The organism is Micropruina sp., from assembly GCF_047602385.1.
In the GTDB taxonomy this organism is placed as follows: Bacteria; Actinomycetota; Actinomycetes; order Propionibacteriales; family Propionibacteriaceae; genus Micropruina.
Genome location: NZ_JASGHL010000001.1, coordinates 573185 through 587697, shown reverse-complemented (window position 1 = coordinate 587697; position 14513 = coordinate 573185). Strand labels below are relative to the sequence as shown.

15 protein-coding genes are annotated in these 14513 nt (G+C 68.9%); 4 read left to right on the top strand and 11 right to left on the bottom strand.

Going from position 1 to position 14513, the window contains the following annotated elements:
• Positions 1 to 76 precede the first annotated feature (76 nt).
• Positions 77 to 1021 (top strand): prolyl aminopeptidase, encoded by a 945-nt coding sequence (gene pip, locus QM711_RS02725; protein WP_415096174.1) that lies wholly within the window; start codon positions 77 to 79, stop codon positions 1019 to 1021.
• A 147-nt stretch (positions 1022 to 1168) separates the two neighbouring features.
• Here pip and metK read toward each other — a convergent pair whose 3' ends face one another.
• The 11 genes from metK to QM711_RS02670 all read right to left on the bottom strand — a co-directional run bounded on the left by metK (position 1169) and on the right by QM711_RS02670 (position 12637).
• On the bottom strand, positions 1169 to 2359 hold the full coding sequence (metK, locus tag QM711_RS02720; RefSeq protein WP_415096173.1) for a methionine adenosyltransferase: 1191 nt from the start codon (positions 2357 to 2359) through the stop codon (positions 1169 to 1171).
• Positions 2356 to 3576, bottom strand: coding sequence for a bifunctional phosphopantothenoylcysteine decarboxylase/phosphopantothenate--cysteine ligase CoaBC (coaBC, locus tag QM711_RS02715; protein WP_415096172.1), 1221 nt, complete (start codon positions 3574 to 3576; stop codon positions 2356 to 2358). Before coaBC ends, metK begins: the two co-directional genes overlap by 4 nt.
• Before the next feature lie 7 nt (positions 3577 to 3583).
• Complete coding sequence (gene rpoZ / locus QM711_RS02710; protein ID WP_415096171.1) at positions 3584 to 3922, bottom strand: DNA-directed RNA polymerase subunit omega; 339 nt, start codon at positions 3920 to 3922, stop codon at positions 3584 to 3586.
• Positions 3923 to 4021: 99 nt separating this feature from the next.
• Positions 4022 to 4573, bottom strand: a complete 552-nt coding sequence (gmk, locus tag QM711_RS02705) for a guanylate kinase (RefSeq protein WP_415096170.1) — start codon at positions 4571 to 4573, stop codon at positions 4022 to 4024.
• Positions 4563 to 4880: an integration host factor, actinobacterial type gene (gene mihF / locus QM711_RS02700; RefSeq protein ID WP_415096169.1), complete on the bottom strand. Its 318-nt coding sequence runs from the start codon at positions 4878 to 4880 to the stop codon at positions 4563 to 4565. The genes gmk and mihF overlap by 11 nt, the downstream gene beginning before the upstream one ends.
• Before the next feature lie 83 nt (positions 4881 to 4963).
• On the bottom strand, positions 4964 to 5767 hold the full coding sequence (gene pyrF, locus QM711_RS02695) for an orotidine-5'-phosphate decarboxylase (protein WP_415096168.1): 804 nt from the start codon (positions 5765 to 5767) through the stop codon (positions 4964 to 4966).
• On the bottom strand, positions 5764 to 6834 hold the full coding sequence (locus QM711_RS02690) for a quinone-dependent dihydroorotate dehydrogenase (RefSeq protein ID WP_415096167.1): 1071 nt from the start codon (positions 6832 to 6834) through the stop codon (positions 5764 to 5766). Before QM711_RS02690 ends, pyrF begins: the two co-directional genes overlap by 4 nt.
• The gene (gene carB, locus QM711_RS02685; protein WP_415096166.1) at positions 6831 to 10163 is read right to left on the bottom strand and encodes a carbamoyl-phosphate synthase large subunit; all 3333 of its coding nucleotides are present in this window, start codon (positions 10161 to 10163) and stop codon (positions 6831 to 6833) included. Before carB ends, QM711_RS02690 begins: the two co-directional genes overlap by 4 nt.
• Positions 10163 to 11350 carry a glutamine-hydrolyzing carbamoyl-phosphate synthase small subunit gene (gene carA / locus QM711_RS02680; RefSeq protein ID WP_415096165.1) on the bottom strand — a complete coding sequence of 396 codons (1188 nt, stop codon included), beginning with the start codon at positions 11348 to 11350 and terminating at the stop codon, positions 10163 to 10165. Before carA ends, carB begins: the two co-directional genes overlap by 1 nt.
• Before the next feature lie 412 nt (positions 11351 to 11762).
• Entirely contained in the window at positions 11763 to 11939 is a 177-nt protein-coding gene (locus QM711_RS02675; protein ID WP_415096164.1) for a hypothetical protein, read from the bottom strand.
• A 17-nt stretch (positions 11940 to 11956) separates the two neighbouring features.
• Positions 11957 to 12637, bottom strand: a complete 681-nt coding sequence (locus QM711_RS02670; protein WP_415096163.1) for a DUF433 domain-containing protein — start codon at positions 12635 to 12637, stop codon at positions 11957 to 11959.
• Between the two features lie 161 nt (positions 12638 to 12798).
• On the opposite strand from QM711_RS02670, the gene QM711_RS02665 reads away from it, so the two are divergent.
• The 3 genes from QM711_RS02665 to QM711_RS02655 are packed head-to-tail and all read left to right on the top strand — an operon-like array spanning position 12799 to position 14511.
• The gene (locus tag QM711_RS02665) at positions 12799 to 13029 is read left to right on the top strand and encodes a hypothetical protein (RefSeq protein WP_415096162.1); all 231 of its coding nucleotides are present in this window, start codon (positions 12799 to 12801) and stop codon (positions 13027 to 13029) included.
• A 3-nt stretch (positions 13030 to 13032) separates the two neighbouring features.
• Positions 13033 to 13437 (top strand): type II toxin-antitoxin system VapC family toxin, encoded by a 405-nt coding sequence (locus QM711_RS02660; protein WP_415096161.1) that lies wholly within the window; start codon positions 13033 to 13035, stop codon positions 13435 to 13437.
• 51 nt (positions 13438 to 13488) lie between these two features.
• On the top strand, positions 13489 to 14511 hold the full coding sequence (locus QM711_RS02655; protein WP_415096160.1) for a GNAT family N-acetyltransferase: 1023 nt from the start codon (positions 13489 to 13491) through the stop codon (positions 14509 to 14511).
• Positions 14512 to 14513 lie beyond the last annotated feature (2 nt).

Sequence of the window (14513 nt, the reverse complement as noted above, 5' to 3'; positions counted from 1 at the left end):
CTAGAGGTCCCCACCGACGTTTTCGTCGTGCGGTGTCGGTCGCCCGCGGGCCGGCGCTACCGGATAGCCTGCCCAGATGCTTCATTCCCCGATTGAGCCTTTCCGGTCAGGACTGCTCACGATGGCGGACGGCAGCCAGCTGTACTGGGAGGCCAGTGGCAATCCCGACGGCGCACCGCTGGTGTGGCTGCATGGCGGTCCGGGAACAGGGCTGCACGGCGGCGGGTACCGACGCACCGCGAACCCGAACGACTGGCTGATTGTCGGACTGGATCAGCGCGGCTGCGGCCGCAGCCGGCCACTCGCCACCGAACCGGTATTCGACCGATCAGCGCTGACCACGCGGACCCTTATCGCCGATCTCGAGGAACTGCGCGAGCACCTGGGTATCGAGCGCTGGCTGGTCACCGGCGGCTCCTGGGGCTCCACTTTGGCGCTCGCCTACGCGCAGGAGCATCCCGAGCGGACCACCGGCCTGATGCTGGCCGCGGTCACCACCACCAGCCGCGCCGAGGTCGAGTGGACCACCGAATCGGTAGGACGCGTCTTCCCGCGGGAGTGGGAGGCGTACGCCGCCGCCTCCGGACGCCGGCCCGGCCAGCGGGTGGTCGACGCCTATCTCGAGCGGATCACGGATCCCGACCCAGAGGTGCGCCGAGCGGCGGCAGCTGCCTGGTGTGCCTGGGAGGACGTGCACGTGTCGCTGGATCCTCGACACGAGCCGTACTTCACGACGTTGTCGGCCGACCAGCAGGAACTACTGGCCATCCAGATCACGCACCTCTGGGCCAACCATGGCTTCCTCGGCGATCACGGCATTCTCGATCGCATCGAGACCATCGCCCATCTGCCGGCGGTGTTGATCCACGGCCGACTCGACGTCAGCGGACCACTCGTCACCGCGTGGGAGCTGCATCGGCGCTGGCCGTCCAGCAGCCTCGTGGTGGTCGATGAGGGTCATGGCGGCGCGACGACGTCCGAGGCGATGGCTCAGGCGCTGATCGAGCTCATGCCCGCTTGATCCAGCTAGATCCCGGACCACTGGTGACCAGGGGAACCGTCCCCGGTGACCAAAGGAACCGTCCCCAGTGACCAGGAGAACCGTCCCCAGTGACCAAAAGAACCGTCCCCGGTGACCAGAAGAACCGTCCCCGGGGAGCGTGCAGGGCTATCCGCGGACGGCGTTCGCCAGTGCGCCCGCGCGGTCGGTGCGTTCCCAGGTGAACTCGGGGAGTTCGCGTCCGAAGTGGCCGTAGTTGGTGGTCTTGGAGTAGATCGGGCGCAGTAGGTCCAGGTCGCGGATCAGCGCCGCCGGGCGCAGGTCGAAGACCTCCAGGACGGCGGCGGTGATCTGGTCCAGGGGGACCTGTTCGGTGCCGAAGCAGTCGGTGTAGAAGCCGACCGGGTGGGCGCGTCCGATGGCATAGGCGACCTGCACCTCGCAGCGGGTCGCCAAACCGGCCGCGACCACGTTCTTGGCCACCCAGCGCATCGCGTAGGCGGCCGACCGGTCGACCTTGGACGGGTCCTTGCCCGAGAACGCGCCGCCGCCGTGCCGGGCCATGCCGCCGTAGGTGTCCACGATGATCTTCCGGCCGGTGAGCCCGGCATCGCCCATCGGGCCGCCGATGACGAACTTGCCGGTCGGGTTGATGTGCACCTTCAACCCGTCGGTGGACACCTCGTACCCGGCCAGCACCGGCTCGATCACCTCGTGCAGGATGCCGGGGCGGATGTCGCGGTCGTAGGACGCCGCACCGGTGTGCTGCGACGACACCACGATGGCGTCCACGGCCACCGGCCGGTCGCCGTCGTAGGCGATGGTGACCTGGGTCTTGCCGTCGGGCAGCAGGAAGGGCAGCACCCGGTCCCGCCGCACCGCAGTCAGCCGCTCGGCGAGCCGGTGCGCGATGTCGATCGGCAGCGGCATCATGGTCGGTGTGTCGGTGCAGGCGTAGCCGAACATCAGGCCCTGGTCGCCGGCGCCCTGGGCGTCCAGTACGTCACCGGAGCCACCCTCGCGGTGCTCGCCGGCATCGTCCACGCCCTGGGCGATGTCCGGTGACTGCGCGCCGAGAGACACCAGGACGCCGCAGGACGCCCCGTCGAACGATTTGTCCGAGGAGTCGTAGCCGATCTGCAGGATACGTTCCCGGGCCAGCTTGGCAATGTCCACATACCCGCTGGTGCTGACTTCGCCGGCCACCACCACGGTGCCGGTGGTGACCAGGGTCTCCACGGCGACCCGGCTCTCCGCGTCCTGGGTGAGCAGGGCGTCCAGGACGGCGTCCGAGACCGAGTCGGCCAGCTTGTCGGGGTGGCCTTCGGTGACCGACTCCGAGGTGAACAGGCGGCTCATCGGTTGCTCTTTCTGCTAGTGGCGACGGCATCGAGGACGCCGTGCGAGACGAGATTCTTGTCCCCGGCAACAGTACCGACAACGCCGTCGGCGTCGATGATCGCGACCGTGTTGTCAGCCGCCCCGAACACCGCTCCCCCGCTGACGTCGTTCAGCACCAGCAGGTCGCAGCCCTTGCGGGCCAGCTTGGCGCGGCCCAGTTCCATCAGTTCGGACGCCGACCCCGCGGTCTCGGCGGCGAAGCCGACGATCACCTGGCCCGGACGCCGCTGCCGGACCAGGCCGGCCAGCACGTCCGTGGTCTGGGCGAACGTCACGGTCAGCCCGGCGTCCCCCTGCTTCTTCAGCTTGCCCGCGCTGGGCGTGGCCGGGGTGAAATCGGCGGGTGCGGCGGCCATGATCAGCACGTCGGACGTGGTCGCAGCCTCGGCCATTGCCTCGGCCAGGTCGGCGGTCGAGACCACCTCGACCAGTTCGGCCCCTCCGGGCACGGTCGCGGTGACCGCACCCGCGACGACCCGGACCTCAGCGCCGCGCAGCAGCGCGGCCCGGGCCAGCGCCATCCCCATCCGTCCCGACGACGCGTTGCCCAGATAGCGGACCGGGTCGAGCGCCTCACGAGTGCCGCCGGCGCTCACGGTCACCCGGACGCCGGCCAGGTCCCGGTCACGCGCCGCAGCCACGACCGAGGGATCGAGCAGGGACAGCGCCACCTGTTCGATCTCGGACGGCTCGGGCAGCCGTCCCGGCCCAGTGTCGGCGCCGGTGAGGCGTCCGGAGTCGGGGTCGAGGACGACCACGCCGCGGGCACGCAGCGTCGCCACGTTGGCTTGGGTCGCCGGGTGCAGCCACATCTCGGTGTGCATCGCGGGTGCCATCAACACCGGGCAGGTCGCGGTCAGCAGCACATTGGTGAGCAGGTCGTCGGCCCGCCCGGACGCCGCCCGGGCCAGCAGGTCGGCGGTCGCCGGCGCGACGACGACCAACTCGGCCGCCCGGCCCAGCGCCACGTGCGGCACGGCATGGGCGTCCGCCCACACCTGGGTGTGCACCGGACGCCCGGACAGTGCCGCCCAGGTGGTCTCGCCGACGAACTCGAGCGCGCTCGGAGTCGGCACGACCGTGACCGCGTGGCCGGCCTCGGCGAACCGCCGCAGCAGCAGACACGCCTTGTACGCGGCGATTCCGCCGGCAACCCCGAGCAGGATCCGGCTCATCGGCGAATCAGGCCAGGTCGTCGCTGAACGGGCCGAGGTCGTTGAACTGCGGGTCGGCCTCGGCCTCGGCGCGGGCTGCAGCCTCGGCCTCGGGGTCGATCTCGGTGCACTCCAGGACGCTGGCGTTCACCTCGCGCAGCGCGATGGACAGCGGCTTCTCCTGGACGCCGGTGTCGACCAGCGGGCCGACGTTCTCGAGCAGGCCCTCGCCGAGCTGGCTGTAGTAGGCGTTGATCTGCCGAGCCCGCTTGGCGGCGAACAGCACCAGGCGGTACTTGGAGTCGACCTTCTCAAGCAGTTCGTCGATCGGCGGATTGATGATGCCTTCGGGGGCATGTGTGCTCAAAGGATGACCTCACGGTTGGTGCGGCGCGACCGGTCCGGTTCTGAAGGTCCGGGCGCCTGCGGGTGGTTCGGCTTGCGAGCATGCCAGGGTGGGCACAAATCACAAGCCCAATAAGTCTACCAACTCATCGACGGCCCTGCCCACATCGTCGTTGACCACGATGTGATCGAACTCGTCGGCGGCGGCCAACTCGCCCCTCGCGGTGTGCAGTCGACGCTCCCGCTGTTCGGCGTTCTCGGTGCCGCGTCCCACCAGCCGAGCGACCAGTTCGTCCCAGTCCGGCGGCGCGATGAACACCAAACGCGCTTGTGGAAGCCTGGCCCGAACCTGCCGCGCGCCCTGCAGATCGATCTCCAGGATCACCCGCTCGCCGCGATCCATGGCGCCAAGGACGGCCCCGGCCGGGGTCCCGTAGCGGTCGCGGCCATGCACCACCGCCCACTCCAGCAGGTCGTCGGCGGCGAGTAGTTCATCGAACGCGGCGTTGCTGAGGAACCAGTAGTGCTGGCCGTCCACCTCGCCGGGACGAGGGGCACGGGTCGTCGCCGACACCGACACCCAGACTTCGGGGTGACGCTCTTTGAGCGCACGAACGACGGTGCCCTTCCCTACCGCCGTCGGACCGGAGATGACAGTGACGTCACCGCTCACCGAACTCGGCCTTCAGGCCGGCAAGCTGATGCCGTCCGAGTCCGCGAATCCGCCGGTTGGCGGCGATGTCGTAGCGCTCCATCACCAGTGAGGCGCGCTTGTCACCGACCCGGGGCAGTGCCTTCAGCAGATCGATCACCTTGACGTGGGCCAGCACTTCGTTGGAGCCCGCCTCGTCGAGGGCCTGCGCCAGATTCAGCTCGCCCGAGCGGACCCGGGCTTTCAACGCCGCACGTGCTCGGCGTGCTTCGGTTGCGGCCGCCCGTGCTGCCTGCAGCTGCTCCGTCGTCAGTTGGGGTATCGCCACGGTGCCCTCCGGATGTCTTGGTGCCGCACAATTTACCGCCCAAGGCCCTTGCTGAAAACCCTCGCGATCAGGGGATTTACGACTCAGAGCAGGGCCTGCACCCGGTCCGCGAGCGCGGCGGCGTCCGGTCCGGCCCTCAGCACGTCACGGCTCACCGCCGGCAGCACATTGCTCAGCGCGGCGCCGAACAGTGCGGGCAGGTCATCGATCCGGCCGCCCTGGAATCCGATCCCCGGGACCAGGATGGAGCCGTTGAATGCAGTGACATCACAGCCGAGATCTTCGTGGGTGCCGCCGACCACCAGTCCGATGGCGTTCTGCCCGGTCTCGCTGTTCAGCCGCGCGGCGGCGTCGATGATCTCCTGGGCGACCGGGTTGCCGGTCGCCGCGGACGCCAATTGCACCTGGCCGCCTTCGGGATTGGACGTCCGGGCCAGCACGTAGACGCCGCGTCCGTAGCGGTGGGCCCGGTCGAAGGCCGGCTGCAGCGAACCGAATCCCAGGTAGGGCGAAACCGTGATCGCGTCGGCGGCCAGCGGTGAGCCGTCGGCCAGGTAGGCCTCGGCGTAGGCGTCCATGGTGGAACCGATGTCGCCGCGCTTGACGTCCAGGATGCTCAGCGCGCCGGCGCCGGCGATGTCGGCCAGGGTTCGTTCCAGGACGGCGATGCCGGCTGAGCCGTGGATCTCGAAGAAGGCCGACTGGGGCTTGAACACTGCCACGTCGGTACCGACGGCCTCGACCACCCGGCGGGCGAACGCCTCGACCCCGGCGGCGTCCACGCCCAGTCCCCAGGCCTTCAGCAGCCCGGGGTGCGGGTCGATCCCGACGCAGAGCGCGCCCCGCTGGCCGACGGCCGCGGTCAGCCGCTCGTGGTAGCTGGTCATGCATTCCTCCTGGTCAGCGCGTTGATCTGGGCCGCGAGCGCGGGTCCGGCATAGACGAATCCGGTGTACAGCTGCACCAGCGGTGCGCCCAGATCGAACATCGCGGACGCGTCGTCGGCGGTCATGATGCCGCCGGCGGCGATCACCGGCAGGTCGGTGTGCGCCACCAGATAGCCGACCACGTCGCGGGCCCGAACGGTCAGCGGCGCCCCGGACAGCCCTCCCGCCTGGTCGGCCAGGTGCTGATCGGCGGGGGTGATGCCGTCGCGCGACAGCGTGGTGTTGGTGGCGATCAGGCCGGCCACGCCGGCGTCCGTGGCCGCGGCGAGTACCTCGTCGATCTGCGGCTCGGTCAGGTCGGGAGCGATCTTGACGAACAGCGGCGCCCGTCCGGCCGCCCGCTCGACCAATGCCTTCAGCAGGGTGAGCAGCGCTCCCCCGTCCTGCAGGCTGCGCAGCCCGGGCGTGTTCGGGCTGGACACGTTGATCGCCACGTAGTCGGCGTGCGGAATGACCAGGTCGAGCGAGGTCAGGTAGTCGTCGACGGCGTCCTCGACGGCCACGATCTTGGTCTTGCCGATCGAGATGCCGATCGGGATGCCGGCCCCGTCGTTGTTGCGGTAGACCCCCAGCAGCGACAGTTCGTGATGCAGCCGGGCGGCGCCGGCGTTGTTGAAGCCCATCCGGTTGATCAGCGCCTTGGACTTTCGCAGCCGGAAGACTCGCGGCCGGTCGTTGCCGGGCTGGGCCTGCGCGGTGAGGGTGCCGAGTTCGGCGAAGCCGAAACCCATCGCCTGCCAGGCCAGGACGGCGCGGCCGTCCTTGTCCATGCCCGCGGCGAGCCCGGCGCGTCCGGGGAAATCGATCCCCGCGACGGTGACCGGCGCACCCCGGCTACCGGCCAGCAGCCGGGCGGCCGACACGAACCCCGGCGACCGGCTGAGCCGGGCCAGGGTGTCGATCATCTGCTCATGGACACCCTCGGGGTCGCCATGGTGCGAGCGGAACAGCAGCGGCCGGACGACGCCGCGATAGCCGGCGCCGACCAGGCTCACCCGCGGGTTCATCGCTGCGCGGCCTCCAGTTCGCTGCGCATATCGGCGCTCCAGTCCTGCAGCGGGCGGACCGTGAGCCCGCCGCGGCGCAGCGCCTCGATCCCCTGCACCGCCGCCGACAACCCCTGCACGGTGGTGACGCAGGGCACGTCGCAGAGGATGGCCGCGGAGCGGATCTGCCAGCCGTCCCGGCGCGGGTCGCCGCCCTCGGACACGCCCAAGGGCGTGTTGAAGATCAGGCTGATCTCACCGTCCATGATCGCCTGGACGACAGTCTTGGTTCCGTCGGCGCCGGGGCCCTGGGTCTCCTTGCGGAGCACCGTCACCTCGACGTCGTTGCGGCGCAGCACCTGCGCCGTCCCCTCGGTGGCGTAAACCTTGAAACCCAAGTCGGCTAGGCGTTTCACCGGGAAGATGGCGTGCCGCTTGTCCCGGTTGGCGACCGACACGAACACCGAGCCCTCGGTCGGCACGTCGCCGTAGGAGGCGGTCTGGCTCTTCGCGAACGCGACCCCGAAGGTGAGGTCGAGACCCATCACCTCGCCGGTCGACTTCATCTCGGGGCCGAGCAGGCTGTCCACCCAGGCGCCGTCGGCGGTGCGGAACCGGTTGAACGGCATCACCGCCTCCTTCACCGCCAGCGGCGCCGATGCCAGCGGGGCCGTCCCGTCCCGGTCGGCGCGCAGCGTGCCGTCGGTGCGCAGTTCGGCGATGGTGGCGCCCAGCATGATCCGGGACGCCGCCTTGGCCAGCGGGGTCGCGGTCGCCTTGGAGACGAACGGCACCGTCCGGGACGCCCGCGGGTTCGCCTCCAGCACGTACAGCACGTCACCGAGCAGCGCGAACTGGATATTGATCAGGCCCCGGACGCCGACGCCGCGGGCGATGGACTCGGTGGCGACCCGGATCCGGTCGATCGTCTCGCTGCCCAGGGTGATCGGCGGCAGCGAGCAGGCCGAGTCGCCGGAGTGGATGCCGGCCTCCTCGATGTGCTCCATCACGCCACCCAGGTACAGCTCGGTGCCGTCGAACAGGGCGTCCACATCGATCTCGATGGCGTCGTCGAGGAAGCGGTCGACCAGCACCGGCGAGTTGGGCGTGATGTGGGTGGCGCGCTCGATGTAGCCGACCAGCGAGTCGTCGTCGTAGACGATCTCCATGCCGCGTCCGCCCAGCACGTACGAGGGCCGGACCAGCACCGGGTAGCCGATGTCGTGGGCGATCTCGAGCGCGTCGTCGGCCGAGGTGGCCATGCCGTAAGCCGGCGCGGTCAGCTTGTTGTCGGCCAGGATCCGGCCGAACGCGCCGCGCTCCTCGGCCAGGTGGATCGCCTCCGGCGAGGTGCCGACGATCGGGACGCCGGCGTCCTTCAGCGCCTGGGCCAGCTTGAGCGGGGTCTGCCCGCCGAGCTGGACGATGACGCCGGCGACCGGGCCGGCCAGCGACTCGGCGTGGTAGACCTCGAGCACGTCCTCCAGGGTGAGCGGCTCGAAGTAGAGCCGGTCCGAGGTGTCGTAGTCGGTGGAGACCGTCTCCGGGTTGCAGTTGACCATCACCGTCTCGTAGCCGTGCTGCGACAGGGTGAGGGCGGCATGGACGCACGAGTAGTCGAACTCGATGCCCTGTCCGATCCGGTTCGGACCGGAGCCGAGGATCAGCACCGCCGGCTTGGTCCGCGGCGCGACTTCGGTCTCCTCGTCGTAGGAGGAGTAGTGGTACGGCGTTTTCGCGGCGAACTCGGCGGCGCAGGTGTCGACGGTCTTGAACACCGGACGCACCCCCAGCGCCCAACGGACCCCACGGACCACGTCGGTGCTGAGGTGCCGCAGCCGGGCGATCTGCTCGTCGGAAATGCCGTGCCGCTTGGCCAGCCGCAGCACGTCGGCGGTCAGCTCCGGCGACGCCCGGACGTGCTCGGCGACCTCGGCGATCAGCTGCAGTTGGTCCAGGAACCAGGGGTCGATCTTGGTGGCGTCGAACAGCTGCTGCGCGGTGGCGCCGGCCCGGAACGCCTTCATCACCAGGCCGAGCCGGCCGTCGTGCGGACGCGAGGCGGCGGTCAGCAGCTCGTCGACCGACTGGGTGATCTCGCCGGTGAAGTCGAAGGTCGACTTCGGGTCCTCCAGGGAGCGCAGCGCCTTGCCGAGCGCCTCGGTGAAGTTGCGGCCGATCGCCATCGCCTCGCCGACGCTCTTCATGTGCGTGGTGAGGGTGTTCTCGGCGGTCGGGAACTTCTCGAAGGCGAACCGCGGGCACTTCACCACCACGTAGTCGAGGGTGGGTTCGAAGGACGCCGGGGTCTCGGCGGTGATGTCGTTGGGAATCTCGTCCAGGGTGTAGCCGACCGCGACCTTGGCGGCGATCTTGGCGATCGGGAAACCGGTCGCCTTGGACGCCAGCGCGCTCGACCGGGAGACGCGGGGGTTCATCTCGATCACGATCATCCGGCCGTTGTCGGGGTTGATCGCGAACTGGATGTTGCAGCCGCCGGTGTCGACGCCGACCGCCCGGATCACGCCGATGCCGACGTCGCGCATCGCCTGGTACTCGCGGTCGGTGAGCGTCATCGCCGGGGCGACGGTGATCGAGTCGCCGGTGTGCACCCCCATCGGGTCGAGGTTCTCGATGGAGCAGACGATGACGACGTTGTCCGCCTTGTCGCGCATCACCTCGAGCTCGTACTCCTTCCAGCCCAGGATCGACTCCTCGATCAGCACCTCGGTGACCGGGGACGCCGACAGGCCGGTGCCGGCGATCCGGCGCAGCTCGTCCTCGTCGTGGGCGAAGCCCGAACCGACGCCGCCCATGGTGAAGGACGGCCGTACCACCAGCGGGTAGCCCAGGTCGACGGCGGCGGTCAGCACGTCGTCCATCGAGTGGCAGATGTGGCTGCGCGCCACCTCCGGGTTGGTGCCGGGGATGTCGAGCGCCTGGACGATCTCCTTGAACTTCTCCCGGTCCTCGCCCTTCTGGATCGCCTCGAACGAGGCGCCGATCAGTTCGACGCCGTACCTCTCCAGCACCCCGTTGTCGTGCAACGCGACGGCCGCGTTCAGCGCGGTCTGCCCGCCCAGGGTGGCGAGCAGGGCGTCCGGACGCTCGGCGGCGATCACCTTCTCCAGAAACTCGGGCTGGATCGGCTCGATGTAGGTGGCGTCGGCGAACTCGGGGTCGGTCATGATCGTGGCCGGGTTGGAGTTCACCAGGATCACCCGGTAGCCCTCCTCGCGCAGCACCCGGCAGGCCTGGGTGCCCGAATAGTCGAACTCGCAGGCCTGGCCGATCACGATCGGGCCGGAGCCGACGACGAGGATCGACGAGATGTCGGTCCGCTTGGGCATCAGTTCTCCTGATCGGTGGTGCTCGTGGTGGGGCTGGGCAGTTCGCGGCGTCGGCTCATCACGTCGACGAAGCGGTCGAACAGGTAGGCCGAATCGTGCGGGCCGGCGGCGGCCTCCGGGTGGTACTGGACCGAGAAGGCCAGCAGGTTGTCGGCGTCGTCGGTGAGCTCGAGGCCCTCCACGACATCGTCGTTGAGGCAGATGTGACTGACCCGGGCGTTGCCCCAGCGGGTTTCGGTCGGCTTGTCCAGCGGCGCGTCGACGGCGAAGCCGTGGTTCTGGGCGGTGATCTCAACCTTCCCGGTGCGCAGGTCCTTGACCGGCTGGTTGATCCCGCGGTGACCGTATTTCAGCTTGTAGGTGCCGAAACCGAGGGCGCGTCCGAAGATCTGGTTGCCGAAACAGATGCCGAAGTACGGGATGCCGGCATCGAGCACGCCTTGCAGCAGGGTCATCGGGGCGTCGGCGGTGGCCGGGTCGCCGGGACCGTTGGAGAAGAAGACGCCGTCCGGGTTCAGGGTGGTGAGTTCGTCCAGGCTGACGGTGGCCGGCAGCACGTGCACCTCGATGCCGCGCTCGGCCATCCGGGTCGGCGTCATGTCCTTGATGCCCAGGTCGATCGCGGCGACCGTGAACCGCTTCTCGCCGACCGGGGCGACCACCTCGGCCTGCGGCAGGGTGACGTCGGCGACCAGGTCGGAGCCGGCCATCGCCGGGACCTCACGCACCTTGCTCAGCAGCTTGGTGGGGTCGAGTTCGGTGGTGGAGATGCCGACCCGCATAGCGCCCCGCTCGCGCAGGTGCCGGGTCAGTGCCCGGGTGTCGATCTCGGCGATGCCGACCACGCCCTGGTTACGCAGTTCGTCGTCCAGAGAGCGGTTCGAGCGCCAGTTGGACCGCACCCGGGAAAGGTCCCGGACGACGTAGCCGGCGACCCAGATCCGGGACGATTCGTCGTCCTCGTCGTTCCAGCCGGTGTTGCCGATGTGCGGTGCGGTGGCGACCACGACCTGGCGGTGATAGCTGGGGTCGGTCAGCGTCTCCTGGTAGCCGGACATCCCGGTGGAGAACACCGCCTCACCGAACGCCTCGCCGGACGCGCCGAAGGACACGCCGCGGAAGGATCGTCCATCTTCGAGAACTAACAAGGCCGGGGTCTGTTCGTGATCGAAGAAGCCTGAAGGCATGGAAGTCCTTTCCCCGCCGGGGCGGGCTCAAACTCACGAGAGACTATCAAAGCCGGACGGTGACGCTGACCGCCGAGGTGGGCATGGACGGCGTCCAGGCATGTCGCGCCGCCCCCACGAGTTCGCCGACTGGCGCTCGGTGGAACGCTTGTTCCGGTTCATCGGGGTGTCAGCTAGCCGTCGGTCGTCGTGGAGGGTGGCCGAAGGTTCAGCGGCCTCAGGCCGGATTGGTTGAGTGCCAGTGCCCAGGGACCGCCACCACGCTTGACGATCTCCCGGGCGAGCCGCGGCTCGTGCTTCAGGAACAGGGCCAGCTGCTCCCGCGGGCCGAGGTCAAGCTTGGCTCCTATCCAGACCGATCTGATGCCATGCTCGTGGTAGCCCGCAGTTCCGCCGGACGGGTGCGAATCCGTCAGTCTCTGGTCACGACAACGAGCCCCCGGACACCGATGATGGGCATCCATTCCAGATCGGCCGTGCCCAACGGAACCTCAGGCAGGTCTTCGTGTCCGGGGTAGAGCACATCGTCGCGTCCGCTCCGACGGAGCAACTTGCCCATGCCGAGGGTGTTCTCGTCTGTGAAGTACACCGCCGGGTCCTGCTCGATCAGGCGGCGCGATCGCTACCGGCAATCAGCTCGAACCGGATCGCCTCGTCCACCTGCTCCGCCGTGAGGTCATAGAGATCGGCCAGGTCTTCCCGGATGGTGCCGGCACGGAAGTCCTCCGCCAGAGAGTCGGTGCGCACACTGCGAATCGCCGGCTGTCCGAAGGCGCGACTCGGATCCATGACGACATCGGGGGTGCGTGTGTCTGGCCGGAAGCGGGACACGATGTCGTCGTCGTATTCGACGGCCGTATGGAAGCGTTGGGCCGGATCGGCCAGGACGAGTTGTCCGTTGCGGACGACCACGAGTTGGAGCTGGCGTTCCAGGCCGACCTCCTCCTGAACAACCCGCACCAGCTCCCTGCCTTCCACATCGAGGAGGGTGCGGGCGTGGGCCAGCGGGTAGCGGCCGAACTCGGTCCGGAGACGCTCGATCGCCGGGCGGAGCCGCTGAACGGGAACCTTCCGACTACGGAATTCCGCTAGCAGCCTGGCCTCGACCATCTCGCCCCAGGTCACATCTTCCGACCCGGTCGGCTCCTCCCGAAGCACGGGATCGTAGAACCTGCCGGCGCGACGGCAACCGTCCAGCCAACGACGCGCGGTGCCCGAATGCAGCCCCACGAGACGATCCACGTCCCGGTAGGAGTAAATCGCCCGGTCAAGCAGCGCGGAGACCATGCCGCCATCCTCGCACGGTAGTCATCACACTGCGAGAGGGCGTGGACCCGAGCTTCGCGGCCACCTTCGACCGAGCAAGCCCCTGCGGCGCTCGCAGAGTCCATCTTTGCCCATCGGCCAACGTGCATGCACTTATCATGAACAACAGCTACGCTGCCTGCATGAGCAGGGAGATCATCCAGGTCCGGGACGTCCCTTCCGAAGACCTTCAAGCCATCCGGGCCCACGCAACCTCTCGGAACATGTCGTTGTCCAGCTACCTGCGCGAGCTGATCCATGCTGACGCCTCCCGTCCGACCATGGACGAAGTCCTGGCCCGAGTCGCCGGCCGGGCGAGCATCGAGGCCGACGGCGATCAGATCAGGGCCTTCATCGACGGCGACCGGCGCTGACGCATGACGGTCGTCGACGCTTCGATCGTCGTCCGGCTGCTGCAGAATCGGACCGGCGACGCCGCCCTTCGCGAGCGGTTCCGCCGGCAGCGAGAGGTTCATGCGCCGACGCTCATTGACGCGGAGGTGACCTCGGCGATCCGCGGGCTGCTGATGACCTCGAAGCCCGCGATCACAATCACCGCCGAGCGCGCCGAGCAGATGCTCGATGACTTCGCTGCCCTGCCGATGGTGCGCTACCCGATGCAGCCTTTTCAGCATCGGGTGCTGACACTTCGTGACAACTTCAGCGCCTACGACGCGTTCTATGTCGCCCTGGCCGAATCGCTCGACATGCCACTGCTCACCGGCGACCAGAAGTTCGAGCGCGCTCCCGCCGGATCGATTGTGATCGAGACCTGGCGATAGCCACCCGGCTCGGAGCACTGAACGGGACCTTGCCGGATAAGGTCATGAGCCATGACGGAGACATCCAGCACCGACGACGCTCGCGCGTCCGTCCCCGATCCTGTGCTGCCCGAAGGAATCGGCATCCGCGCGTCCGGTGCGGACGACGTCCCCGCGATGTTCGCGCTGCTCAGCGCCGAACAGCTGGCGTCTGCCGGCGAGAGTTCGCTCAGCCAGGACGAGGTGGCCGACTGGTTCGAGACTCCGCGTGGCCGCGAACGCAACGACGTCCGGATCCTTGAGCGGGACGGCGCTACCGTCGCGGTGTGGCAGTTGTTCCGCAACTTCGACGACAAGTACTGGGCGCAGGTGGCGGTGGACCGCGGGTTGCCGTCCGGACTGGTCGACGAGCTGTGGCGCGCCGGACTGGACTGGACGGAGCGGCTGACCCTCGCGATCGCCGCCGGTCTCGGCGTCACCGCGCCGCGGCTGGATCTGTGGGTGAACGAGCACGATGCGCTCACCCGCAAGCACGCCGAGGCGTCCGGCTTCCAGCAGATGCGGGCCTTCATCGAGATGCAGATCGACCTCGCCGGGTATGCCGCGCCAGCTCCGACGGCCGGGGTGACCGTCCGGCAGGCCGAGATCCCGGACGCGGACAGCCCCGACCTGGAGATCATGTACCGGCTGATCACCGAGTCGTTCCGTGACCACTACGACTTTCAGCTGCGGACCTTCGACGATTGGCGGGAGTCCCGGTCGTCCGATGCGCTCCTCGACCGCTCCCACTGGTACGTCGCCGAGATCGACGGCGAGCCGGTCGGCGGGCTGATCGGTGACAACTCCTACCTCGAGGCCGACGACGCGGGGTACATCGCCAACCTCGGGGTGCTGCGCCAGGGACGCGGACGCGGCGTCGCCAAGGCGCTGCTGCACACCAGCTTCGCCCGCTATGCAGCGGACGGGCGGGCCGCCGTCAAGCTGCATGTGGACGCCGAGAGCCCGACCGGCGCCACCCACCTGTACGAGGCGGTCGGCATGTACCGGCGACTGGTCGGCTTCGACTTCCACAAGCGGCTCGGCTCGGGCGACTGACC

Coding starts and splice junctions, on each gene's coding strand:
- metK (WP_415096173.1), bottom strand. CDS start 2,359: ATGAGCCGCCTGTTCACCTCGGAGTCGGTCACCGAAGGCCACCCCGAC.
- QM711_RS02670 (WP_415096163.1), bottom strand. CDS start 12,637: ATGGTCTCCGCGCTGCTTGACCGGGCGATTTACTCCTACCGGGACGTG.
- QM711_RS02665 (WP_415096162.1), top strand. CDS start 12,799: ATGAGCAGGGAGATCATCCAGGTCCGGGACGTCCCTTCCGAAGACCTT.
- QM711_RS02690 (WP_415096167.1), bottom strand. CDS start 6,834: ATGAACCCGCGGGTGAGCCTGGTCGGCGCCGGCTATCGCGGCGTCGTC.
- carB (WP_415096166.1), bottom strand. CDS start 10,163: ATGCCCAAGCGGACCGACATCTCGTCGATCCTCGTCGTCGGCTCCGGC.
- pyrF (WP_415096168.1), bottom strand. CDS start 5,767: ATGACCAGCTACCACGAGCGGCTGACCGCGGCCGTCGGCCAGCGGGGC.
- coaBC (WP_415096172.1), bottom strand. CDS start 3,576: ATGAGCCGGATCCTGCTCGGGGTTGCCGGCGGAATCGCCGCGTACAAG.
- QM711_RS02655 (WP_415096160.1), top strand. CDS start 13,489: ATGACGGAGACATCCAGCACCGACGACGCTCGCGCGTCCGTCCCCGAT.
- pip (WP_415096174.1), top strand. CDS start 77: ATGCTTCATTCCCCGATTGAGCCTTTCCGGTCAGGACTGCTCACGATG.
- QM711_RS02660 (WP_415096161.1), top strand. CDS start 13,033: ATGACGGTCGTCGACGCTTCGATCGTCGTCCGGCTGCTGCAGAATCGG.
- carA (WP_415096165.1), bottom strand. CDS start 11,350: ATGCCTTCAGGCTTCTTCGATCACGAACAGACCCCGGCCTTGTTAGTT.